Source organism: Pedobacter rhizosphaerae (genome assembly GCF_900111155.1).
Taxonomy (GTDB): Bacteria; Bacteroidota; Bacteroidia; order Sphingobacteriales; family Sphingobacteriaceae; genus Pedobacter; species Pedobacter rhizosphaerae.
The window spans coordinates 1-18,757 of record NZ_FOGG01000036.1; the positions used below are offsets into that span (position 1 = coordinate 1).

Annotated in this window: 18 protein-coding genes; 16 read left to right on the plus strand and 2 right to left on the minus strand. The window is 39.2% G+C overall.

Translation table 11 applies throughout. From position 1 onward, the window contains the following. Positions 1-190 precede the first annotated feature (190 nt). On the plus strand, positions 191-1,192 hold the full coding sequence (gene rlmF, locus BMX11_RS20130) for a 23S rRNA (adenine(1618)-N(6))-methyltransferase RlmF (RefSeq protein WP_090887979.1): 1,002 nt from the start codon (positions 191-193) through the stop codon (positions 1,190-1,192). A 70-nt stretch (positions 1,193-1,262) separates the two neighbouring features. Here the strand turns inward: rlmF and BMX11_RS20135 are convergent, their stop codons facing one another. Together BMX11_RS20135 and BMX11_RS20140 are read right to left on the minus strand one after the other, a co-directional pair. Beyond that, positions 1,263-1,952: a VIT1/CCC1 transporter family protein gene (locus BMX11_RS20135; protein ID WP_090887981.1), complete on the minus strand. Its 690-nt coding sequence runs from the start codon at positions 1,950-1,952 to the stop codon at positions 1,263-1,265. A gap of 3 nt (positions 1,953-1,955) precedes the next feature. After that, positions 1,956-2,387 (minus strand): cupin domain-containing protein, encoded by a 432-nt coding sequence (locus tag BMX11_RS20140; protein ID WP_090887984.1) that lies wholly within the window; start codon positions 2,385-2,387, stop codon positions 1,956-1,958. A 377-nt stretch (positions 2,388-2,764) separates the two neighbouring features. Between BMX11_RS20140 and sucD the strand changes: the two genes are divergently transcribed. The 15 genes from sucD (at position 2,765) to BMX11_RS20220 (ending at position 18,641) form a co-directional block, all read left to right on the plus strand. Beyond that, complete coding sequence (gene sucD / locus BMX11_RS20150; RefSeq protein WP_090887990.1) at positions 2,765-3,637, plus strand: succinate--CoA ligase subunit alpha; 873 nt, start codon at positions 2,765-2,767, stop codon at positions 3,635-3,637. A 595-nt stretch (positions 3,638-4,232) separates the two neighbouring features. Then, on the plus strand, positions 4,233-4,733 hold the full coding sequence (locus BMX11_RS20155) for a methionine-R-sulfoxide reductase (protein ID WP_090887994.1): 501 nt from the start codon (positions 4,233-4,235) through the stop codon (positions 4,731-4,733). Between the two features lie 143 nt (positions 4,734-4,876). Then, on the plus strand, positions 4,877-5,257 hold the full coding sequence (locus tag BMX11_RS20160; protein WP_090887997.1) for a septal ring lytic transglycosylase RlpA family protein: 381 nt from the start codon (positions 4,877-4,879) through the stop codon (positions 5,255-5,257). Between the two features lie 458 nt (positions 5,258-5,715). Then, positions 5,716-6,687, plus strand: a complete 972-nt coding sequence (locus BMX11_RS20165; RefSeq protein ID WP_090888001.1) for a ribonucleoside-diphosphate reductase small subunit — start codon at positions 5,716-5,718, stop codon at positions 6,685-6,687. A gap of 166 nt (positions 6,688-6,853) precedes the next feature. After that, the gene (locus tag BMX11_RS20170; RefSeq protein ID WP_090888004.1) at positions 6,854-9,232 is read left to right on the plus strand and encodes a ribonucleoside-diphosphate reductase subunit alpha; all 2,379 of its coding nucleotides are present in this window, start codon (positions 6,854-6,856) and stop codon (positions 9,230-9,232) included. 165 nt (positions 9,233-9,397) lie between these two features. Next, positions 9,398-9,613: a cysteine-rich CWC family protein gene (locus BMX11_RS20175; RefSeq protein WP_090888093.1), complete on the plus strand. Its 216-nt coding sequence runs from the start codon at positions 9,398-9,400 to the stop codon at positions 9,611-9,613. An 11-nt stretch (positions 9,614-9,624) separates the two neighbouring features. Next, positions 9,625-10,371, plus strand: a complete 747-nt coding sequence (locus BMX11_RS20180) for a glycosyltransferase family 2 protein (protein WP_090888007.1) — start codon at positions 9,625-9,627, stop codon at positions 10,369-10,371. 100 nt (positions 10,372-10,471) lie between these two features. Beyond that, on the plus strand, positions 10,472-11,575 hold the full coding sequence (locus BMX11_RS20185; protein WP_175474630.1) for an MraY family glycosyltransferase: 1,104 nt from the start codon (positions 10,472-10,474) through the stop codon (positions 11,573-11,575). An 85-nt stretch (positions 11,576-11,660) separates the two neighbouring features. Further along, on the plus strand, positions 11,661-12,659 hold the full coding sequence (gene gap, locus BMX11_RS20190) for a type I glyceraldehyde-3-phosphate dehydrogenase (RefSeq protein WP_090888013.1): 999 nt from the start codon (positions 11,661-11,663) through the stop codon (positions 12,657-12,659). A 105-nt stretch (positions 12,660-12,764) separates the two neighbouring features. Further along, positions 12,765-13,202, plus strand: coding sequence for a GNAT family N-acetyltransferase (locus BMX11_RS20195; protein ID WP_090888016.1), 438 nt, complete (start codon positions 12,765-12,767; stop codon positions 13,200-13,202). Positions 13,203-13,264: 62 nt separating this feature from the next. Continuing rightward, on the plus strand, positions 13,265-14,458 hold the full coding sequence (locus tag BMX11_RS20200) for a phosphoglycerate kinase (protein ID WP_090888019.1): 1,194 nt from the start codon (positions 13,265-13,267) through the stop codon (positions 14,456-14,458). A 309-nt stretch (positions 14,459-14,767) separates the two neighbouring features. Beyond that, entirely contained in the window at positions 14,768-15,235 is a 468-nt protein-coding gene (gene mraZ / locus BMX11_RS20205) for a division/cell wall cluster transcriptional repressor MraZ (protein WP_090888022.1), read from the plus strand. Then, positions 15,225-16,130 carry a 16S rRNA (cytosine(1402)-N(4))-methyltransferase RsmH gene (gene rsmH / locus BMX11_RS20210; RefSeq protein ID WP_090888025.1) on the plus strand — a complete coding sequence of 302 codons (906 nt, stop codon included), beginning with the start codon at positions 15,225-15,227 and terminating at the stop codon, positions 16,128-16,130. The genes mraZ and rsmH overlap by 11 nt, the downstream gene beginning before the upstream one ends. Then, a complete protein-coding gene (locus BMX11_RS20215; protein WP_090888028.1) occupies positions 16,127-16,549 on the plus strand; it encodes an FtsL-like putative cell division protein in 423 nt (140 codons plus the stop codon). The genes rsmH and BMX11_RS20215 overlap by 4 nt, the downstream gene beginning before the upstream one ends. Continuing rightward, on the plus strand, positions 16,539-18,641 hold the full coding sequence (locus BMX11_RS20220) for a penicillin-binding protein (protein ID WP_090888031.1): 2,103 nt from the start codon (positions 16,539-16,541) through the stop codon (positions 18,639-18,641). Before BMX11_RS20215 ends, BMX11_RS20220 begins: the two co-directional genes overlap by 11 nt. Positions 18,642-18,757: the final 116 nt, after the last annotated feature.

Below are 18,757 nucleotides of genomic sequence, written 5' to 3' on the forward strand. Positions count from 1 at the left end.
TTGAGTTTCATAACTCAACATTACTTAAACCGAGTCCAAGACTCTCCTCCATTAAACAATCCGTAGAACTCCTGCGGAACTCGACGGACAGGATTTTAGACTTATAACTTATAACGTACAACTTACCACTTCTTTCCCTACCTTTGCATCAGAAATAAGCACACAGCTTATTTAATTAATCCCGATCACATTGGCTCAAAAAGAAAACACCCGCTCCGAAAAAAGCGAGTTACACCCGAGGAACAAACACCGTTCACGTTACAATTTCAAACAACTTATTGGCGCTTCAAAAGAACTTAAACGCTTTGTTTTTTTGAACGATCACAACGAAGAATCGATAGATTTTGCAGATCAGCAGGCAGTAAAGGCATTGAACAAAGCTTTGTTAAAATACTTTTATAATATTCCGCAGTGGGATATTCCTAAAGATTATTTGTGTCCTCCTATTCCGGGGAGATCAGATTATATTCATTATGTAGCAGATCTTTTAGGCTCTAGCGACAAAGGCAGGATTCCAAAAGGAAACAAAATTAAAGTGCTTGATATCGGTATGGGCGCAAATTGTATCTATCCGATAATAGGGCATCAGGAATATGGCTGGGACTTTGTAGGGTCTGATATTGATCCGCTTTCTGTTGAAGCTGCAAAACGTATAGTTGATGCAAATAAAGCACTTCAGGGACATATCGAACCCCGTTTACAACAGTCAAGAATGGCTACCTTTAGAGGGATAGTTGGGGCAAAGGAAGAATTTGATTTAACGATTTGTAACCCACCTTTTCATGCTTCCTTAAAAGAGGCAGAACAAGGAACGAGACAAAAATGGCGCAATTTAAAAGGGGAGGCTGAAGTAAAGCATGTTTTAAACTTTGGTGGAAACAAAGCAGAGCTTTGGTGCCCTGGGGGGGAGCGTGCTTTTGTGGAACAGATGATTGTGCAGAGTGCTCAAATCCCGAAAAAATGCCTTTGGTTCACTTCATTGGTATCTAAAAGTGCCAATTTAAGAAGTATTTATAATGCTTTGATTAATGCAAATGCCTTTGAGGTGCGTACCGTTCAAATGTCGCAAGGTCAGAAAATCAGTCGCTTTGTAGCCTGGACTTTCCATAACGATGCCGAACAGGCAGAATGGGCGAAAAGATGGAAAACAGAAGCTAAGCCTAAAGAAGACGCTATTAAGCTGGAAAAATAGAAGCTTTAAAAAAAATATAAAGCCAGATTGACGGAAGTTAGTCTGGCTTTTTTGTGGAGCCTTAAATCAGCTAACTGATTTTGGTATCGAAGATGTAGCCTACCAAAGCTGTAAATGCCATGGCCACTGTACCCCAAAAACAGATTCTGAATACAGATTTGAACGGACTTGATCCGCCGGCTTTAGCGGCAATAATACCAGATAACGCCAGAAAAAGTATGGCAAAGCCGTATTGATAGAAAACCATTGTTTTAATCGGTGTAAACAAGGCGATAATTAAAGGCATAATCCCGCCACTAATGAATGATGCTCCAGAGGCTAAAGCTGCTTGCAAGGGGTTAGGTTTGGTCAATTCATTAATGCCAAGTTCGTCTCTGGCATGGGCTGCCAGTGCATCTTTTTGAGTAAGTTGAATGGCTACTTGCATGGCCAGATTTTCATCTAAACCTTTGGCCAGATATATTTTTGCCAGCTCTTTCAGTTCAACTTCGGGCATAACTTCTAATTCATTTCTTTCTCTTTCTATATCAGCCTCCTCAATATCAGCCTGCGAACTAACCGAAACGTACTCTCCAGCAGCCATAGATAGGGCTCCCGCTACAAGGCCAGCCAATGCTGCTAAAACAATTGGGGATCTGGTATCGGTGGCAGCAGCAATACCAATAACTAAGCTTGTGGTGGATATTATCCCATCATTGCTGCCTAAAACAGCCGCCCTTAACCAGCCAGATCTTGTGGTGTAGTGTTTTTCTAGTTCCATATCTTATTTCCGCTCATAAGCAATCAAAATCACGAGGTCGTTATCTGGATTGGGTTTAATTCCATGAGAGCTACCAGGTCTGGTGAGTATGGCATCTCCAGGTTTTACCGCGAAAGTTTTACCATTCATTTGCATGATTCCGTTTCCACTGATTACATAATAAATTTCATCTTCCTTTTGAAGGTGGTAACCGATAGAAGAGCCCGGCCTTAAAATCCTTTTCCTGAAAACTGTTTTCAAATTTTTGGCATGTGCAAAGAAGTTGAAGCCAATGGTTTCGCCACCTCCATTATGCGTTCCAGGCTCGTTCTTCGCTACCTCTACATCGTTTTGAAGAATATACTTGCTGGTATCAGGAGTTTGCGCTTTGACCTTAAATTGAATCGCCAAAATACAGCATAGGGTTATGGTAAGAGGTAATAATTTTTTTCTCATGGTGTAGTTATAAAATATGTTAGGGGCATTGGCCCGATCAAGTCTTTCAGCTTAAAACATTAGGAGCTCAGGTAGGCTAAGTCGCTAGCACTTTCAACTTTCCAATTTCCACTTTTAACTTTCTACTTTCCACCTTCCCCTCCCAGGCCTTTCAGCTAAAATAGGCGTTTAGGTTTTATTTGCCAAGTTACCACTGTAGTTAGTGTAATAAACCCGATAGGAGCGGGCACGACGGGTAACCGAGTAAAGCGAATAGCGGGGCTACAGCAGCCATAATCGAATTCCTTACATTTTCCTGAAAAAAGGCCGTAAATAATATGCTTTTCGGTTTGACTTTCCAGTCAATAATATTAGCTTTGCACAAAAAAAATTGATACATGAGCGTTTTAGTAAATAAAGATTCTAAGGTTATCGTTCAGGGTTTTACCGGAAACGAAGGAACTTACCACGCCGAGCAAATGTTGGCTTATGGTACAAACGTAGTTGGTGGTGTTACACCTGGCAAAGGTGGGCAATCGCATTTAGATAAGCCTGTTTTTAATACTGTTAAGGATGCCGTTGATAAAACTGGCGCCAATGTATCGATCATTTTTGTTCCGCCTGCATTCGCTGCAGACGCGATTATGGAAGCTGCTGAAGGTGGTATTAAAGTGATTGTTTGTATTACTGAAGGTATTCCTACTAAAGATATGATCCTGGTTAAAGAATATATCACTGGACGTGATGTAACTTTAATCGGTCCAAACTGCCCGGGTATCATCACTGCTGATGAGGCTAAAATTGGTATTATGCCAGGTTTTATCTTCAAAAAAGGTAATGTAGGTGTAGTTTCAAAATCAGGAACATTAACTTATGAAGCAGTAGATCAGGTAGTTAAAGCTGGTTTAGGTATTACAACAGCTATCGGTATTGGTGGTGACCCAATTATTGGAACGCCAACTGTTGAAGCAGTTAAATTATTAATGAACGATCCGGAAACTCACGGTATCATCATGATTGGTGAAATTGGTGGTGGAATGGAAGCTGAGGCTGCACGTTGGATCAAAGAAAACGGTACTAAACCGGTTGTAGGTTTCATTGCTGGTCAAACTGCGCCTCCGGGACGTAGAATGGGTCACGCAGGTGCTATTGTTGGTGGTGCTGAGGATACTGCAGCGGCTAAAATGAAAATCATGCGTGAGTGTGGTATTCGCGTTGTAGAAAGCCCGGCTGAGATTGGTGCTGCAATGGCAGAAGAATTAGCAAAGTAAGATTTTAAAATTTACATAAGAGAAAGCGTTTCGATTAAGTTCGGAGCGCTTTTTTTGTGCCGCCACGGAAGCACTGAAGGCACGGAGTGGAGGCACAATGTACACAGAGTCGGATTCATAAGTTTCGTGTTTAGTCATTGCGAGGCCGGGTGGACTGAGTCGAAGCAATCTCATAATGAATTTTTAACCGCAAAGTGTGCAAAGTTTTACCACAGAGGACGCGAAGTGAAGGCACAATGTACACAGAGTTGGATTCATAAGTTTCGTATTCAGTCATTGCGAGGCCGGGTGGAGTGAGTCGAAGCAATCTCATAACGAATCTTTAACCGCAAAGTGTGCAAAGTTTTACCACCGAGGACGCGGAGTGAAGGCACAATGTACACAGAGTTGGATTCATAAGTTTCGTGTTTAGGCATTGCGAGGCCGGGTGGAGTGAGTCGAAGCAATCTCGGTAATTTGTATGCACTGGGATTTATTTTGGCCAATTCATTTAAATAGCCCTTAACCTCCAAACTCATTTATCATACCTTTGTAAACACTAACGCAAAGCGATAATCCAGCAAACCAAAACCATTTTCTTGCCGTATATTGTAGTATGAAAACGATGTTGAATAAACTATTTTTGGTCTCAGCTGTTATTTTAATAACATCACTATCAGCCTGTGCTCAAAAGCAGAATAAGGAAGTAAAACAGACTAAAGAAACAGAACAAATAATACCGAAAAAGAAAATGAACTGGAATCCATTAACTCCCGAAGAAGAAAGAGTAATTGTTAATAAAGGAACCGAGTATCCTGGAACTGGTAAATATGAACATACAACCGATAAGGGTACCTATACTTGTAAGCGTTGTAATGCGCCTTTATATCGCTCAGAAAGTAAGTTTGATGCCCGTTGTGGCTGGCCTGCGTTTGACGATGAAATAAAGGGCGCTGTGAAAAGAATTCCGGATGCAGATGGATCACGTACAGAAATTGTTTGCGCCAATTGTGGTGCACATTTAGGCCACGTTTTCTTAGGTGAAGGATTTACCAACAAAGACACCCGTCATTGTGTAAATTCAATCTCTATGAATTTTGTGCCAGATAAAAAATAAGGTGGGTATAGTCGGGTTAGGTAAGGGCGTACAGCATTAAGCGGTACGCCTTTTTTATGGCCTTTAAAGGCGGTTTTTAGGTCAAATTATTGATTATAAACTAAATGCTTATATTTGCAGGCTATTTAACAAAGATTTAGCCTATGAAATACCTTCTGTTATTAAGTAGTTTGTTCTTGTTTTTACACAGTAATGCACAAGATTCAGATTCATCGAATGAGCCAGATAGTATCAAAAAAACAGTTCTCGCAACTTATTATCATAGAAAGTTTGAAGGTCACCGAACCACCAGCGGTGCTAAATACAGAGCCAAAAAACTAACAGCAGCACACCGTACTTTACCATTTGGTACCCTGGTTACAGTTACCAATCCCGATAACGGAAAATCAGTAGTGGTTAAGGTAAATGACAGAGGTCCATTCTCTAAAAGACTAGCCATAGATTTGTCGGAAAGTGCCGCAAAAAAGATCGGTATTTATCGTAAAGGCATAGCCAAAGTAAAGCTCAGTTACACACTGGAGTAGGTACTCCTTTTTGCTCTAATTCTGATCGGAATTAGCCTTAAAATTTAAGTTATTAACACTCTTTTTTGTTTGTTAAGTGCTTAAAAAGAAATGATTAGCTTTTTTTTCGCCTGAAAATGATATTTAGCTGATCGTTTTATCAACGGGTTTCAACGTAGTGTTAACAACTTTGATTCAAATTAAGCCCCCTCCGTATATATATTTGTTATAACAAAGTTCTTTAACTTCTTGCGTTTGAAAACAAATATAAAAGCTTAGTTATTAGTGATTTATAGGCCGGTCTATCTGATTGCATTTTTAAATTTTTCTCAACTAAAAACTCAGTTGTTTGTCAAACCCACGGGAGTTAGCACTTTCACTAAAGCGTTTATTACAAAACATAACAATCATCATATCAAATTGGTGGATGCGATGCTTTGTCTGCGCTAGATAATTTGAAAAACATTAAAGTATCAGCTATGGAACAGGAACTATTACTACAAGAAAACAAAGATCGCTTTGTGTTATTACCCATTAAATATCCAAAAGTGTGGGAAATGTATAAGAGAACAGAAGCTAGTTTTTGGACAGCGGAAGAAATCGATCTTTCTGACGACCTTAAACACTGGGAAAATTTAAATGATGGTGAAAGACATTTCATCTCTCATATCTTAGCTTTCTTTGCCGCTAGTGATGGTATCGTAAATGAGAATTTGGCTGTAAACTTCATGAGCGAAGTACAAATTCCTGAAGCACGTTGTTTCTACGGGTTCCAGATTATGATGGAGAATATTCACTCTGAAACTTATGCCTTGTTAATTGATACTTACATCAAGGATCCGGAAGAAAAAGATCGCTTATTTCACGCTATAGATACTGTTCCTGCAGTAAAGAGAAAAGCAGAGTGGGCTTTACGCTGGATTGACAACGGAACATTTGCAGAGCGTTTAGTAGCTTTTGCTGCGGTTGAAGGTATTTTCTTCAGCGGAAGTTTCTGCTCTATCTTCTGGTTGAAGAAACGTGGCTTGATGCCAGGCTTAACTTTCAGTAACGAATTAATTTCGAGAGATGAAGGTTCTCATTGCGAATTTGCTTGTTTACTATATAGCATGCTGAGCAATAAATTAAGTGAGGAGCAAGTAAACAGTATCATTAGAGATGCTGTAGAAATTGAAAAAGAATTTATTACCGAGGCACTTCCTGTTGCCCTGATCGGTATGAATGCTAAATTGATGAGCCAATACATTGAATTTGTAGCAGACAGATGGTTACAGGAATTGGGCTACAACAAAATATACAATGCAACCAATCCTTTCGATTTCATGGAAATGATTTCATTACAGGGAAAAACCAATTTCTTCGAGAAACGTGTGGGTGATTATCAAAAAAGCGGTGTATTAACTGCGGCAGATAATAAAGCACAGGCCTTCTCTTTGGATGAAGACTTTTAATAAAAGAATTTAGAATTAATGAATGATGGAAGGAGTGAATGCTCATTTTCTTGTTCAGAAAACATGTAAGACAATATAAAGAATGATATTTTGACAGATGAACGGAAACATTCACTCATTCAAAATTTACACATTCAATAATTAATAAAATTAAATCTCATAAAATATGTTCGTACTAAAAAGAGATGGCCGCAAAGAAGCGGTGCAATTTGACAAGATCACGGCTCGTATTCAAAAGCTGTGCTATAGTTTGAATGCAGACCTGGTTGATCCAATTGATGTAGCCAAAAAGGTTATTGAAGGTTTATACGATGGGGTAACCACATCAGAACTGGATAATCTTGCTGCAGAAACTGCTGCATCATTAACCACTAAGCATCCTGATTACGCTTTGTTAGCTTCGCGTATCGCCGTGTCTAACTTGCATAAAAACACCACTAAATCATTCTCGGGTACAATGAAAATGTTGTACGAATATATTGACCCGAAAGCGCAGAAAGAGGCTCCTCTTATTGCTGATGACGTATGGGAGATTATCCAAAAGAACTCTGATATTTTAGATAGTTCTATTATTTACGACCGCGACTTCGGTTTTGATTATTTCGGTTTTAAAACGCTTGAAAAATCATACCTGTTAAAAGTTAACGGTAAAATTGTAGAGCGTCCTCAACATTTGTTTATGCGTGTATCAGTAGGTATCCACAAGGAGGATATTGAAAGTGCAATCAAAACGTATAACTTAATGAGTGAACGTTGGTTTACACATGCTACACCAACATTGTTTAATGCAGCTACACCAAAACCACAAATGTCATCATGCTTCTTATTGAGTATGCAGGATGATAGTATTGATGGTATTTATGATACTTTAAAGCAAACCGCCAAAATTTCTCAAAGTGCTGGTGGTATTGGTTTAAGCATCCATAATATCCGTGCAACGGGATCTTATATTGGTGGTACAAACGGAACAAGTAACGGTATTATCCCAATGTTACGTGTATTTAACGATACAGCCCGCTATGTAGATCAGGGTGGAGGTAAACGTAAAGGGGCTTTCGCCATCTACTTAGAGCCTTGGCATGCAGATGTTTTCGAATTCTTAGACCTACGGAAAAACCACGGTAAGGAAGAAATGCGTGCGCGCGATTTATTCTATGCACTTTGGATTAACGATTTATTTATGCAACGTGTTAAAGATAATGGCGAATGGACATTATTCTGCCCGCACGAAGCACCAGGTTTAGCAGATTGCTTTGGTAAAGAGTTTGAAGACTTATATACTAAATATGAAGCAGAAGGCCGTGGACGCAAAACAGTAAAAGCACAAGAACTTTGGTTTGCCATTTTAGATTCGCAAATTGAAACTGGTACACCTTATATGTTGTTTAAAGATGCTGCTAACAGCAAATCTAACCAGCAAAACCTAGGAACCATTAAAAGTTCTAACCTGTGTACTGAGATCATCGAGTATACTTCTAAAGATGAAGTTGCAGTTTGTAACTTAGCATCATTGGCATTACCTCGTTTCGTAATCAACGGTCAGTTCGACCACCAAAAATTATACGATGTAACCTATCAGGCTACATTGAATTTGAATAAAATCATCGACCATAACTACTACCCTGTGGTTGAGGCAGAAAACTCAAACCGTCGCCATCGTCCCGTTGGTTTAGGCGTACAAGGCTTGGCCGATGCTTTTATTCTTTTACGCCTACCTTTCGAAAGTGATGAAGCAAAACGCTTAAACAAAGACATTTTCGAAACTATCTATTTCGCTTCTATGACTGCTTCGCACGATTTAGCAGTGAAAAATGGTCCTTACGAAACCTTCAAAGGTTCTCCATTATCTAAAGGCCAGTTCCAGTTCGATCTTTGGAATGTAACGCCAGATAGCGGACGTTGGGATTGGAATGCATTGCGTAAAAAAGTAGTTAAAGACGGTGTTTACAACTCGTTATTGGTTGCACCAATGCCAACAGCTTCTACTTCACAAATTTTAGGTAACAACGAGTGTTTTGAACCTTATACTTCAAACATCTACACCCGTCGTGTATTGAGTGGAGAGTTCGTAGTGGTAAACAAACATTTATTGAAAGATTTGGTAGCATTAGGTTTATGGAACAACGATATGAAAAACCAAATCATATTGGCCAACGGTTCAATCCAGGCGATTCCTGAAATTCCTGATTACATCAAAGATTTGTATAAAACAGTTTGGGAAATTAAGATGCGTAATATCATCGATATGGCTGCCGATCGTGGAGCTTATATTTGCCAATCTCAATCCTTAAACTTGTTCGTAAATGCACCAAATACTTCAAAATTAACTTCAATGCACTTCTATGCATGGGAAAAAGGATTGAAAACAGGTATGTACTATTTACGTACACAGGCCGCTTCTCAGGCAGTTAAATTCACAGTAGAAAACCAAGGTGGTAAAGCTATCGAAGCAGTTATCCCAGAGGTAATTAACAATGCTGCAGAAGAAATTGTAGAAGGTCCGGTTTGTTCAATGGAAGAAGGTTGCATTAGCTGTTCAGGTTAACCCACAAACCCCTAAGGGGCTTTGCAAAGCAATAAGAAAGTAAGGTTTTGAGCGAAAGTTCAAAACCTTATTTTTTGTTTATACTTTTGCTTTTGTACTAATGATTGAATGATTGAATGGGAAACCCAATGCACTAATGAACCAATGACCACTGAACTAACAAAGATGAGCACTTTCAAACATAGCAAACATGAAATCATTCCTTGCGAAAGGTGTGGCAGTGCTATTGAATGCAAGGCCAATGCTTATACCAAATGCCAGTGTAGTGTAGTTCAGTTAAGTATTAACGAAGTACAATATATTTCAGAACTATACGATGGCTGTCTTTGTGCCAATTGTCTAAAGGAGCTTCAGGAAGAATATCAGGAAACGATTTCTTAACTTTAGTTTCTATGAAGATATCCATCATTACAGTTGTTTACAATGGTGAAAAATACCTGCGAGATTGTATCGAATCCGTAATCGGACAAACATATCAAGAGATAGAATATATCATCGTTGATGGAAAATCTACCGATGGAACATGTGCGATCATCCAACAATATAGAAGTAACATACAGCATTTCATTTCAGAACCGGATAAGGGCCTGTATGATGCGCTGAATAAAGGGATCGCCCTAGCTTCTGGCGATATTGTCGGGATCTTAAATGCGGATGATCAGTTAGCTGGTAACCATATTATTGAAGCGGTAGCAAAGACATTTAAGGAGAACAAAGCTGTAGATGGGGTTTATGGAGATTTAGACTATATTCACCCCAGCGAAGGCACTATTATTCGAAAGTGGCGATCTAAGCAAGCCAATTGGCGGGATATACAAAAAGGCTGGATGCCTGCACACCCCACCTTATATTTAAAACGAACGCTATTTACCCAGTATGGAAATTATGCTTTAGATATGGGCTCCGTGGCAGATTACGACCTGATTTTAAGGTTCTTTTACCACCATCAGATTAATGCAGTGTATTTACCTGTGCTAATGGTTAAAATGAGGGTGGGTGGTGTAAGTAATGATTCTGTTATGGCCAGGTTAAAGGCTTTTCAAAACGATTTTCGGGCTTTGCTCAGGAATAAAGTACCTCAATCCTTTTTAGTATTACTCAAGAAAAAATGGCTGAAATTAGCTCAGTTTGAGCGGTAAAAACAGCGCTTGTCGGTTGATTAATATCAAGTTAAACCTGTAAACAAAGTGTGAACTTAGTTTACAGTTCGTTATATTTGCTAATCAATCGTCCCAGCTATTGTTAAAAGATATTCTCCATACCAACCCAGGTTTCTTTTACTTTGCATCCGCAATTTTGGCCTTTGCGGGCGTAGTCTTTAGCACACCTTCTATTATCCATACCTCATTAAAGTACGGCCTTTTTGATCAAACTGATCTTCATCGAAAAAAGCATCAGAACACCATCTCCCGTTTAGGAGGTTTAGGTTTGGTAGGTAGTTTTGCCGTAAGTATCCTGCTGTTTTCGGGATTTATCAATTTCAATGAAGCTAATTTTTTGATTGTATCCTGCATCATTCTATCGGCATTAGGGCTAAAAGACGATCTGTATGGTACCAATACCAGTACTAAGTTTATTCTTCAGCTTACCGTAGCCTTTATATTAGTTTTCTTTGGAGGATTTAGTTTAAGCAGCCTGTATGGCGTTTTCAATATTGGTGATATGCCGCCCTTGTGGGGAGGGATTTTTTCTATTGTACTGATAATTTTTCTCAATAACAGCTTTAATCTAATCGACGGGGTGGATGGTTTGGCAGCCAGTATTGGGCTTATTGCCAATCTTTGCTTTGGATTACTTTTTGCAAGAATTGGCTTAATACCTTATGCACTTATTGCTTTTGCCATGGCTGGGGCTATTGCCGGATTTTTGAAATTTAACTGGTTCCCGGCTAAAATTTTTATGGGCGATACGGGAGCATTAATTATCGGACTTGTTTCTGCAACATTAGCGATTAAGTTTATAGAAGAGAATAAATTTGGTGGACCGGTAAATCCAGCCTACTTTTCTGCGCCCGCAATCGCAGTATCTATATTAATCGTTCCCATCTTCGATTCGTTAAGGGTATTTACGGTTAGAATATTGACAGGGAAATCTCCCTTTACAGGAGATCGGAATCATATTCATCATCGTTTAGAAAACATAGGGCTTAAAGCCAACCAGATTGTTTGGGTAACGGTGTCATTCAATATCCTGATTATTTTAGGCACCATCTTCCTTCAACATTTGGGTAATTTCTTGTTAATATTCCTTTTAATAGGTGTATGCGCTACTTTTAACGGTTTACTTACCCTCTCACTTTGGAAAAAAAATAAAACTAAAAAGGTGTTGGATAAGGTTTTATAATCCAAATTACATATTCATTCCAGACCGTGTTTTCTGCTGTTGTCTTTAACAAATAAATACTAATTTTGCGCAAAACAACAACAAAATGAGGCTTGCAATAAATGGGTTTGGAAGGATAGGCAGAACGTTTTTGCGTTTAGCACTGGCAGAAGGTTATGAAGTAGTGGCTATAAATGATTTGGCTGATGCTAAAACTATGGCGCACCTATTTAAATACGACAGCGTTCATGGTGTTTTTAACGGTAGTGTTTCGGCAAAAACCGATGCTATTATTGTAAATGAGTCGTCTATCACTACTTTTTCAATTAAAAGTGCAGCCGAGTTGCCTTGGTCAGCTTTGCAGGTTGATCTGGTAATAGATTGTACAGGGAAGAACCTCACGAGTGAAGCAGCAAATCAACACATTTTAGCCGGAGCAAAGCAAGTATTGATTTCTGCCCCTGCAGCTGATGATATTCCAATGGTGGTATTGGGCGTAAATGATCAGTTGATCGATTTGAAAAGCCCTATTCTTTCTAACGCAAGTTGTACGACCAATAATATTGCTCCCATGATCAAGATCTTGAACGATAACTGGGGAGTGGAAGAAGGGTATATTACCACCGTTCATTCCATGACTGGCGATCAAAATCTTCACGATGCAAACCATAAGGATTTAAGAAGAGCCCGTGCAGCTTCGTCATCCATTATTCCTACAACAACAGGAGCCGCTAAAGCAATTACGCATATTTTTCCTGAACTGGAAGGCAGACTAGGCGGCGCAGGTATTCGCGTTCCGGTACTAAACGGATCGTTAACTGATTTTACCTGCTTGCTGAAAAATAAAACCACCATTGAAGAAATTAACCAGGCTTTTAAAGCGGCATCAGAACAAGAATTAAAAGGCATTATTGAATATACAGAAGATCCAATCGTTTCTATAGATATTATTGATAACCCACATTCTTGTGTTTTCGATTCCCTTTTGACTTCAATTGTTGGCGATTTAGTTAAAGTAGTGGGTTGGTATGATAACGAGTATGGCTACAGCAGTAGGTTGATAGATGTGGTGAAAAAGATTGAGGCCGAGTATAAACACAGCTAAGGGTAACTCATTTTTTGCGATATATTTTTTCAAATCCTTTAAGGTTTTAAATGCTTTGTTAACTTTGCGCATACGCAGTGTCCCGCTGTAAGTAGATGAAAAGTTATGGTAAAATTTATCCAGCCTGAAGAAGTACTCCCATTGCGGAGTTTAGTATTGCGAAATGGTAAGCCATTTTCAGAATGCATTTTTGAGGGTGATGACCGTTACGATACTTTTCATTTAGGATATGTGATAGGAGAAGATATTTTATCAATCGCCACATTTATGAGGAATGATTTTTTTCCGGATGAGGGGGTTGGATATCAATTGAGGGGAATGGCTACACATCCCGAATCAGGAGGGAAGGGATTCGGAGCGGCACTTATTCGCTTTGCCGTTGAATATTTAGAAGAATATAACACAGATTATCTCTGGTGTAATGCGCGTTCAACAGCGGCACCCTTTTATAAAAAGATTGGTTTTACCACCGAATCGCCAGAATTTGATATCCCCGGAATCGGATTCCATTATGAAATGAAATTAAACCTAAATACTAAATAAAATAGATGAGTTGTTAATGAGAAATGAGAAGCTCATCAACACCGTCACTAAAACTTACAAAGATGAAAACAATTGACCAGTTAGATTTTAAGGATAAAAAAGCGCTTATCAGAGTAGATTTTAACGTTCCTTTAGATGCTGACTTCAAAATTACAGATGATAAAAGAATGCGTGCTGCATTGCCTACTATCGAGAAAATTTTAAAAGATGGTGGTTCAGTTATTTTAATGTCGCACTTAGGCCGCCCAAAAGATGGCCCAACGGATAAATATTCTTTAAAACATATTTTAGGTGATCTTTCCAGGATGCTGGACCTTGAAGTGAAATTTGCTGATGATTGTATTGGCGAAAATGCAGTAAAACTGGCTAAAAATCTTTTCCCTGGTGAAGTCTTATTGCTGGAAAATCTTCGTTTTTACAAAGAAGAAGAAAAAGGTGATGTGGCTTTTGCAGAAAAATTATCTAAGCTAGGTGATGTTTATGTAAATGATGCATTTGGTACAGCTCACCGTGCACACGCATCAACAGCGGTAATTGCACAGTTTTTCCCTCAAGCCAAATATTTTGGTTACTTAATGGCTGCTGAAGTTAAAAACGCAGAGAAAATCTTAAACGATGCTGAAAGGCCTTTCACTGCGATTATGGGTGGAGCTAAAGTTTCTGATAAAATTCTTTTGATCGAAAAATTATTGGAAAAAGTAGATAACATCATTATAGGTGGAGGTATGGCTTACACTTTCGCAAAGGCGCAAGGTGGTGAAATTGGCACCTCTCTTTTAGAAGCCGATAAACAAGAACTTTCTTTAGAATTAATTGAAAAAGCAAAGGCTAAGGGAGTTAACTTAATTCTTCCGGTTGATACCGTAATTGCAGATAAATTTGATAACGAAGCCAACAAGCAAGATGTAGATTCAGGTCATATCCCTGCCGATTGGATGGGATTGGATATCGGTCCTAAATCTGCTGCTTTGTTTTCTGATGTAATTAAAAACTCTAAAACTTTATTATGGAACGGGCCAATGGGTGTTTTCGAAATGGAAAACTTCCAGGTAGGTACTAAAGCGGTAGCGGATGCAGTAGTAGCGGCAACTAAAGAAAATGGTGCTTTTTCGTTAATTGGTGGTGGAGACTCTGCAGCAGCCATTGCTAAATTTGGTTTGGAAGATGAAGTGAGTTATGTTTCAACTGGTGGTGGTGCGCTTTTAGAATACATGGAAGGTAAAGAACTACCAGGTGTAAAAGCAATTAATGAATAAATAAGGAAATGACCTGTATTCTCAGGTTATTATAGCTATACGCAAAACCTCGCATGTGCCTAAAATATGCGAGGTTTTGCTGTTTTTGTGGGCGAACGTGACACTTTTTGGGTAAAATTTTCCACTTGTTGTAAGTGGTTGGTAATCAGTATTTAAGTGTGATGTAAGGTGTTTGTTTTTGGTTTTGGGCCAAGGATTAGTGCTTTCGAGTGTAACAAAAACGATGTGGAAAACTTTTTTGTGGTAAAAAGTGGTAAAAAGTGGTAGAACTATTTACTTTTACACTACATAAAAAGTGTAGCTACCACTATGACCCAACTTTTAGGAGAATTCGATTGTAAACTTGACGCAAAGGGCCGCCTTATGGTTCCCGCTGCGCTTAAGAAACAATTGCCTGAAGCGGAGCAAGATGGTTTAGTGATTAACCGGGGTTTTGAGAAAAATCTGGTTATTTATCCAAGAAAAGTATGGGAAACGATCGTTGCTGATCTCAATAAGTTAAATCCCTACGAGAAAAAAAACAGAGAATTTATCAGGTCTTTTACCCGTGGTGCTACAGAGCTTACGCTTGATGCTGCTGGTAGGGTGTTGCTGCCGAAATCATTGGTGGAGTTTGCTGGTATTTCTGCCGACGTTGTTTTGGCTTGCCAGTTAGATAAAATCGAAGTTTGGGATAAGCAGGCTTATGAAGATCTTTTTGATGATGTTCCTGAAAACTTCGCCAACCTGGCTGAAGAAGTAATGGGCAATAAAAACAGGAGGGAAGATGGAGAATAATTACCACGTTCCTGTGATGTTGCAGCCTTGCATTGATGGACTTAATATTAATCCCGATGGTGTTTATGTGGATGTAACTTTTGGTGGCGGTGGTCATTCAAGAGAGATATTGAAACATTTAGGGCCTAAAGGCACTTTAATTGCCTTTGATCAGGATCCGGATGCACAGCAGAATGTTCCTCAGGATGACCGCTTCGTGTTTATTGATCAGAATTTTGGCTTTCTGAAAAATAATTTACGCCTAAAAGGTTTCCGTCAGGTAGATGGTATATTGGCAGATTTAGGTGTGTCTTCCCATCAGTTTGATGTTCCGGAAAGAGGTTTTTCTATTCGTAAAAATGGCGATTTGGATATGCGTATGGATCAGCACCGTACACTAACGGCAGCTGGTGTTTTGAATACCTATCCTGAAGATAAGCTGCATAAAATTTTTGGTATTTACGGTGAAGTTAAAAATGCCAAGTCCTTAGCGAAAGCCATTGTTACCTCCAGATTGGATACGCAGTTTAGCGATATAGATAGTTTTAAAAAGGCTATTGCAGATTATATCCCTCGTGGGAAAGAAAACAAATATCTGGCGCAGGTTTTTCAGGCTTTGCGCATAGAAGTGAATGCAGAAATTCAGGTTTTAGAGGATTTCCTGGCGCAAACTGCAGAAGTGCTGAAGCCTGGTGGTCGTTTGGTGGTGATGTCTTATCACTCGCTGGAAGATCGTCCGGTTAAAAATTTTATGGCCAAAGGAAAGTTTCAGGGAGAGGTAGAGAAAGACTTCTTCGGGAACCATCAAAAACCATTTGAAGTGATTACCCGGAAGGCTATTGTGGCTTCAGACGACGAGATTGCTCAAAACAACAGGGCAAGAAGTGCAAAACTTAGAATTGCAGAAAAGATATGAACAAGTTCAGGGAGGATATAGAAGAAGAGGAAGTAGGGCCTGAGCCAGAATTGAAAACTGTGCCTAAAAAGCCAAAAACTGCAGAGGAGAAAATGGATAGTAACTCCTTTATCAGCAAGCTTTTTAATGATGGATTAGTAAGTAAGGAGGCGGCAACAGATGCACTGCCTTTTTTGTGTTTTTTAGCGTTTTTGGGGATGATGTACATTGCCAATAGCCATTTTGCGGTAAATAACGTTCGCCGCATTGATAAATTAAATAAAGAAGTAAAAGAATTGAGATGGGAGTATAAGTCTTTAAAAGCCGACCTGATGTTTAAAAGCAAACTAACAGAAGTGGCTAAAAAAGTAGATACACTCGGAATAAAGGAATTGATTGAACCTCCAAAAAAAATAATTGTTAAAAGCGATGAATATTAGAGCAAACATATTGCTTCGTGTATATCTGGCATTTGGCTTAATTGTGCTTTTTGCTTTGGCGGTATTGCTCCGTCTTGGGCAAGTTCAATTTGTACAGGGGCATAAGTGGAAAGCTATGGCTGATAGTCTTTCTACCCGCTACGTAAATGTAGAGGCTACCCGTGGAAATATTTATTCTAATGATGGAAGTCTCTTGGCTACCTCGGTTCCTGAATATGAGTTGAGGATGGATATGTTTGCCGGAGGTATTCAGGAGGATAAGATTTTTAATGAAAAGGTTGATTCTCTTGGGATTAAACTCGCAGAGATATTTAAGGATAAGACAGCAAAAGAGTACGCACGCTATTTGAGAAAGGGCAGGCAGGACAGTGCAAGGTATTTATTGATTCACCGGAAAGTTGGTTATGCAGATTTAAAAACGATCAGGACTTTTCCGTTGTACAACATTGGTAAGTTTAGCGGAGGTTTAATCGCCGTTCAGCAGAATAAGCGGATTTTGCCTTTTCAGGCACTTGCTGCCCGTACCATTGGATATAAAAATGAGAATGTTAAAAATGGCGTAGGCTTAGAAGGCGCTTACACCGAATATATTAACGGCGAAACGGGTAAAAGATTAATGCAGCGGATTGCTGGTGGAGTTTACATTCCGGTTAATGAGGAAGCTGAAGTGGCACCAAAAGATGGTGCTGATATCATTTCTACCATTGATGTAAATATGCAGGATCTGGCTCAGAGTGCATTAGAAAAGCAACTGATCAAATCTCAGGCTGATCACGGTACGGTGATTTTAATGGAAGTGGCCACCGGTGAGATCCGTGCAGTAGCGAATTTCTCGAAGGTAGAAGAGGGCGTGTATAAAGAAAAATTTAACTATGCTATTGCGGGTAATCAGGATCCGGGATCAACTTTTAAATTGGCTTCGTACATGGCGCTTTTAGAGGATAAGTTGATCGATACCAATACATTAATAGGTACCGGATATTATCAGATTCCTGGTAAGCTGATTAAAGATTCGCATCCCAAGATTGAAACGGTTACAGTGAAAAAGGCATTTGAAGAATCTTCCAATGCAGCGATTGCGAAACTGATTAACATGCATTACGGAAGCGATCCAATGAAATTTACCGATCATTTGTACGATTGGCATTTAAATGAAAAAATGGACCTTCAAATCCCTGGTGAGGCAGCGCCGGTGATTAAAAATATTAAAGCGAACAGAAGCTGGAACAAAAACATGACCCTGCCGCAAATGGCTTATGGTTACGAAATGAATTTGACACCATTGAAGATGCTGACCTTGTATAATGCGGTGGCTAACAATGGCAAAATGTTACAACCGATTTTTGTAAAAGAGATCAGAAGGCTGGGTAATCCGATTGAGCAGTTTAAGGCAAGAGTTGTTAATGATAAGATATGCTCTGATGAAACTTTGAGTAAAGTTAAAAAGATGCTTGAAGGGGTGGTAACTGAGGGTAGTGGTAAGCAAATTGTTTATAATCCTCTTTATCCGATTGCCGGTAAAACAGGAACTGCCCAGGTTGCTGATGCAAATAAAGGGTATAAAGGGAAAAAACAATATCAGGCCTCTTTTGTAGGCTATTTCCCGGCCAATAAACCGAAGTACTCGCTAATTGTAGTGATTAACGATCCAAAAGGTGCTTATTACGGCGCTTTGGTGTCGGGACCGGTATTTAGGGAAATAGCCGATCGGATTTATGCAAGCGATATGCAAATGTATAATGATATGCCGACTCATCTGGTAGGAAATACAGTTAGTCCGCCTACAAAGGCCGGACAAAGCAAGGCTACTCAGAAGGTATTTAAAGCATTTGGATTTAAACCGCTTTTCGCTTCCAAATCTGAATACTATAATATTATTGATACCAGTGCGGGCGTAGTATATCAGGAAAATACAGAGAAAAAAGGGGTGATGCCTAATGTAACTGGGATGGGATTAAAAGATGCTCTATACCTGTTAGGAAATGCCGGATTAAAAACAAAGGTTTTAGGTGCTGGAAAGGTTATCAGCCAGTCTATCGCCGCAGGAACAAGAGTGGGAAAAGGATTAGGGGTAGAGATAGAGTTGAATTAAATGATAGAATTATATAATGATTGAATGATTGAATGATTGAATGATAGAATGGAAAGGTGTATTCACTCATTCAAAACTCACTCATTCAAAATTAATGATAGAATTATAGAGGGATT

Bases quoted from the DNA above. Each gene is read 5' to 3' on its own strand.
- BMX11_RS20135 (WP_090887981.1), bottom strand. From the start codon at position 1,952: ATGGAACTAGAAAAACACTACACCACAAGATCTGGCTGGTTAAGGGCG.
- BMX11_RS20140 (WP_090887984.1), bottom strand. From the start codon at position 2,387: ATGAGAAAAAAATTATTACCTCTTACCATAACCCTATGCTGTATTTTG.
- sucD (WP_090887990.1), top strand. From the start codon at position 2,765: ATGAGCGTTTTAGTAAATAAAGATTCTAAGGTTATCGTTCAGGGTTTT.
- BMX11_RS20155 (WP_090887994.1), top strand. From the start codon at position 4,233: ATGAAAACGATGTTGAATAAACTATTTTTGGTCTCAGCTGTTATTTTA.
- BMX11_RS20160 (WP_090887997.1), top strand. From the start codon at position 4,877: ATGAAATACCTTCTGTTATTAAGTAGTTTGTTCTTGTTTTTACACAGT.
- BMX11_RS20165 (WP_090888001.1), top strand. From the start codon at position 5,716: ATGGAACAGGAACTATTACTACAAGAAAACAAAGATCGCTTTGTGTTA.
- BMX11_RS20170 (WP_090888004.1), top strand. From the start codon at position 6,854: ATGTTCGTACTAAAAAGAGATGGCCGCAAAGAAGCGGTGCAATTTGAC.
- BMX11_RS20175 (WP_090888093.1), top strand. From the start codon at position 9,398: ATGAGCACTTTCAAACATAGCAAACATGAAATCATTCCTTGCGAAAGG.
- BMX11_RS20180 (WP_090888007.1), top strand. From the start codon at position 9,625: ATGAAGATATCCATCATTACAGTTGTTTACAATGGTGAAAAATACCTG.
- gap (WP_090888013.1), top strand. From the start codon at position 11,661: ATGAGGCTTGCAATAAATGGGTTTGGAAGGATAGGCAGAACGTTTTTG.
- BMX11_RS20195 (WP_090888016.1), top strand. From the start codon at position 12,765: ATGGTAAAATTTATCCAGCCTGAAGAAGTACTCCCATTGCGGAGTTTA.
- BMX11_RS20200 (WP_090888019.1), top strand. From the start codon at position 13,265: ATGAAAACAATTGACCAGTTAGATTTTAAGGATAAAAAAGCGCTTATC.
- mraZ (WP_090888022.1), top strand. From the start codon at position 14,768: ATGACCCAACTTTTAGGAGAATTCGATTGTAAACTTGACGCAAAGGGC.
- rsmH (WP_090888025.1), top strand. From the start codon at position 15,225: ATGGAGAATAATTACCACGTTCCTGTGATGTTGCAGCCTTGCATTGAT.
- BMX11_RS20215 (WP_090888028.1), top strand. From the start codon at position 16,127: ATGAACAAGTTCAGGGAGGATATAGAAGAAGAGGAAGTAGGGCCTGAG.
- BMX11_RS20220 (WP_090888031.1), top strand. From the start codon at position 16,539: ATGAATATTAGAGCAAACATATTGCTTCGTGTATATCTGGCATTTGGC.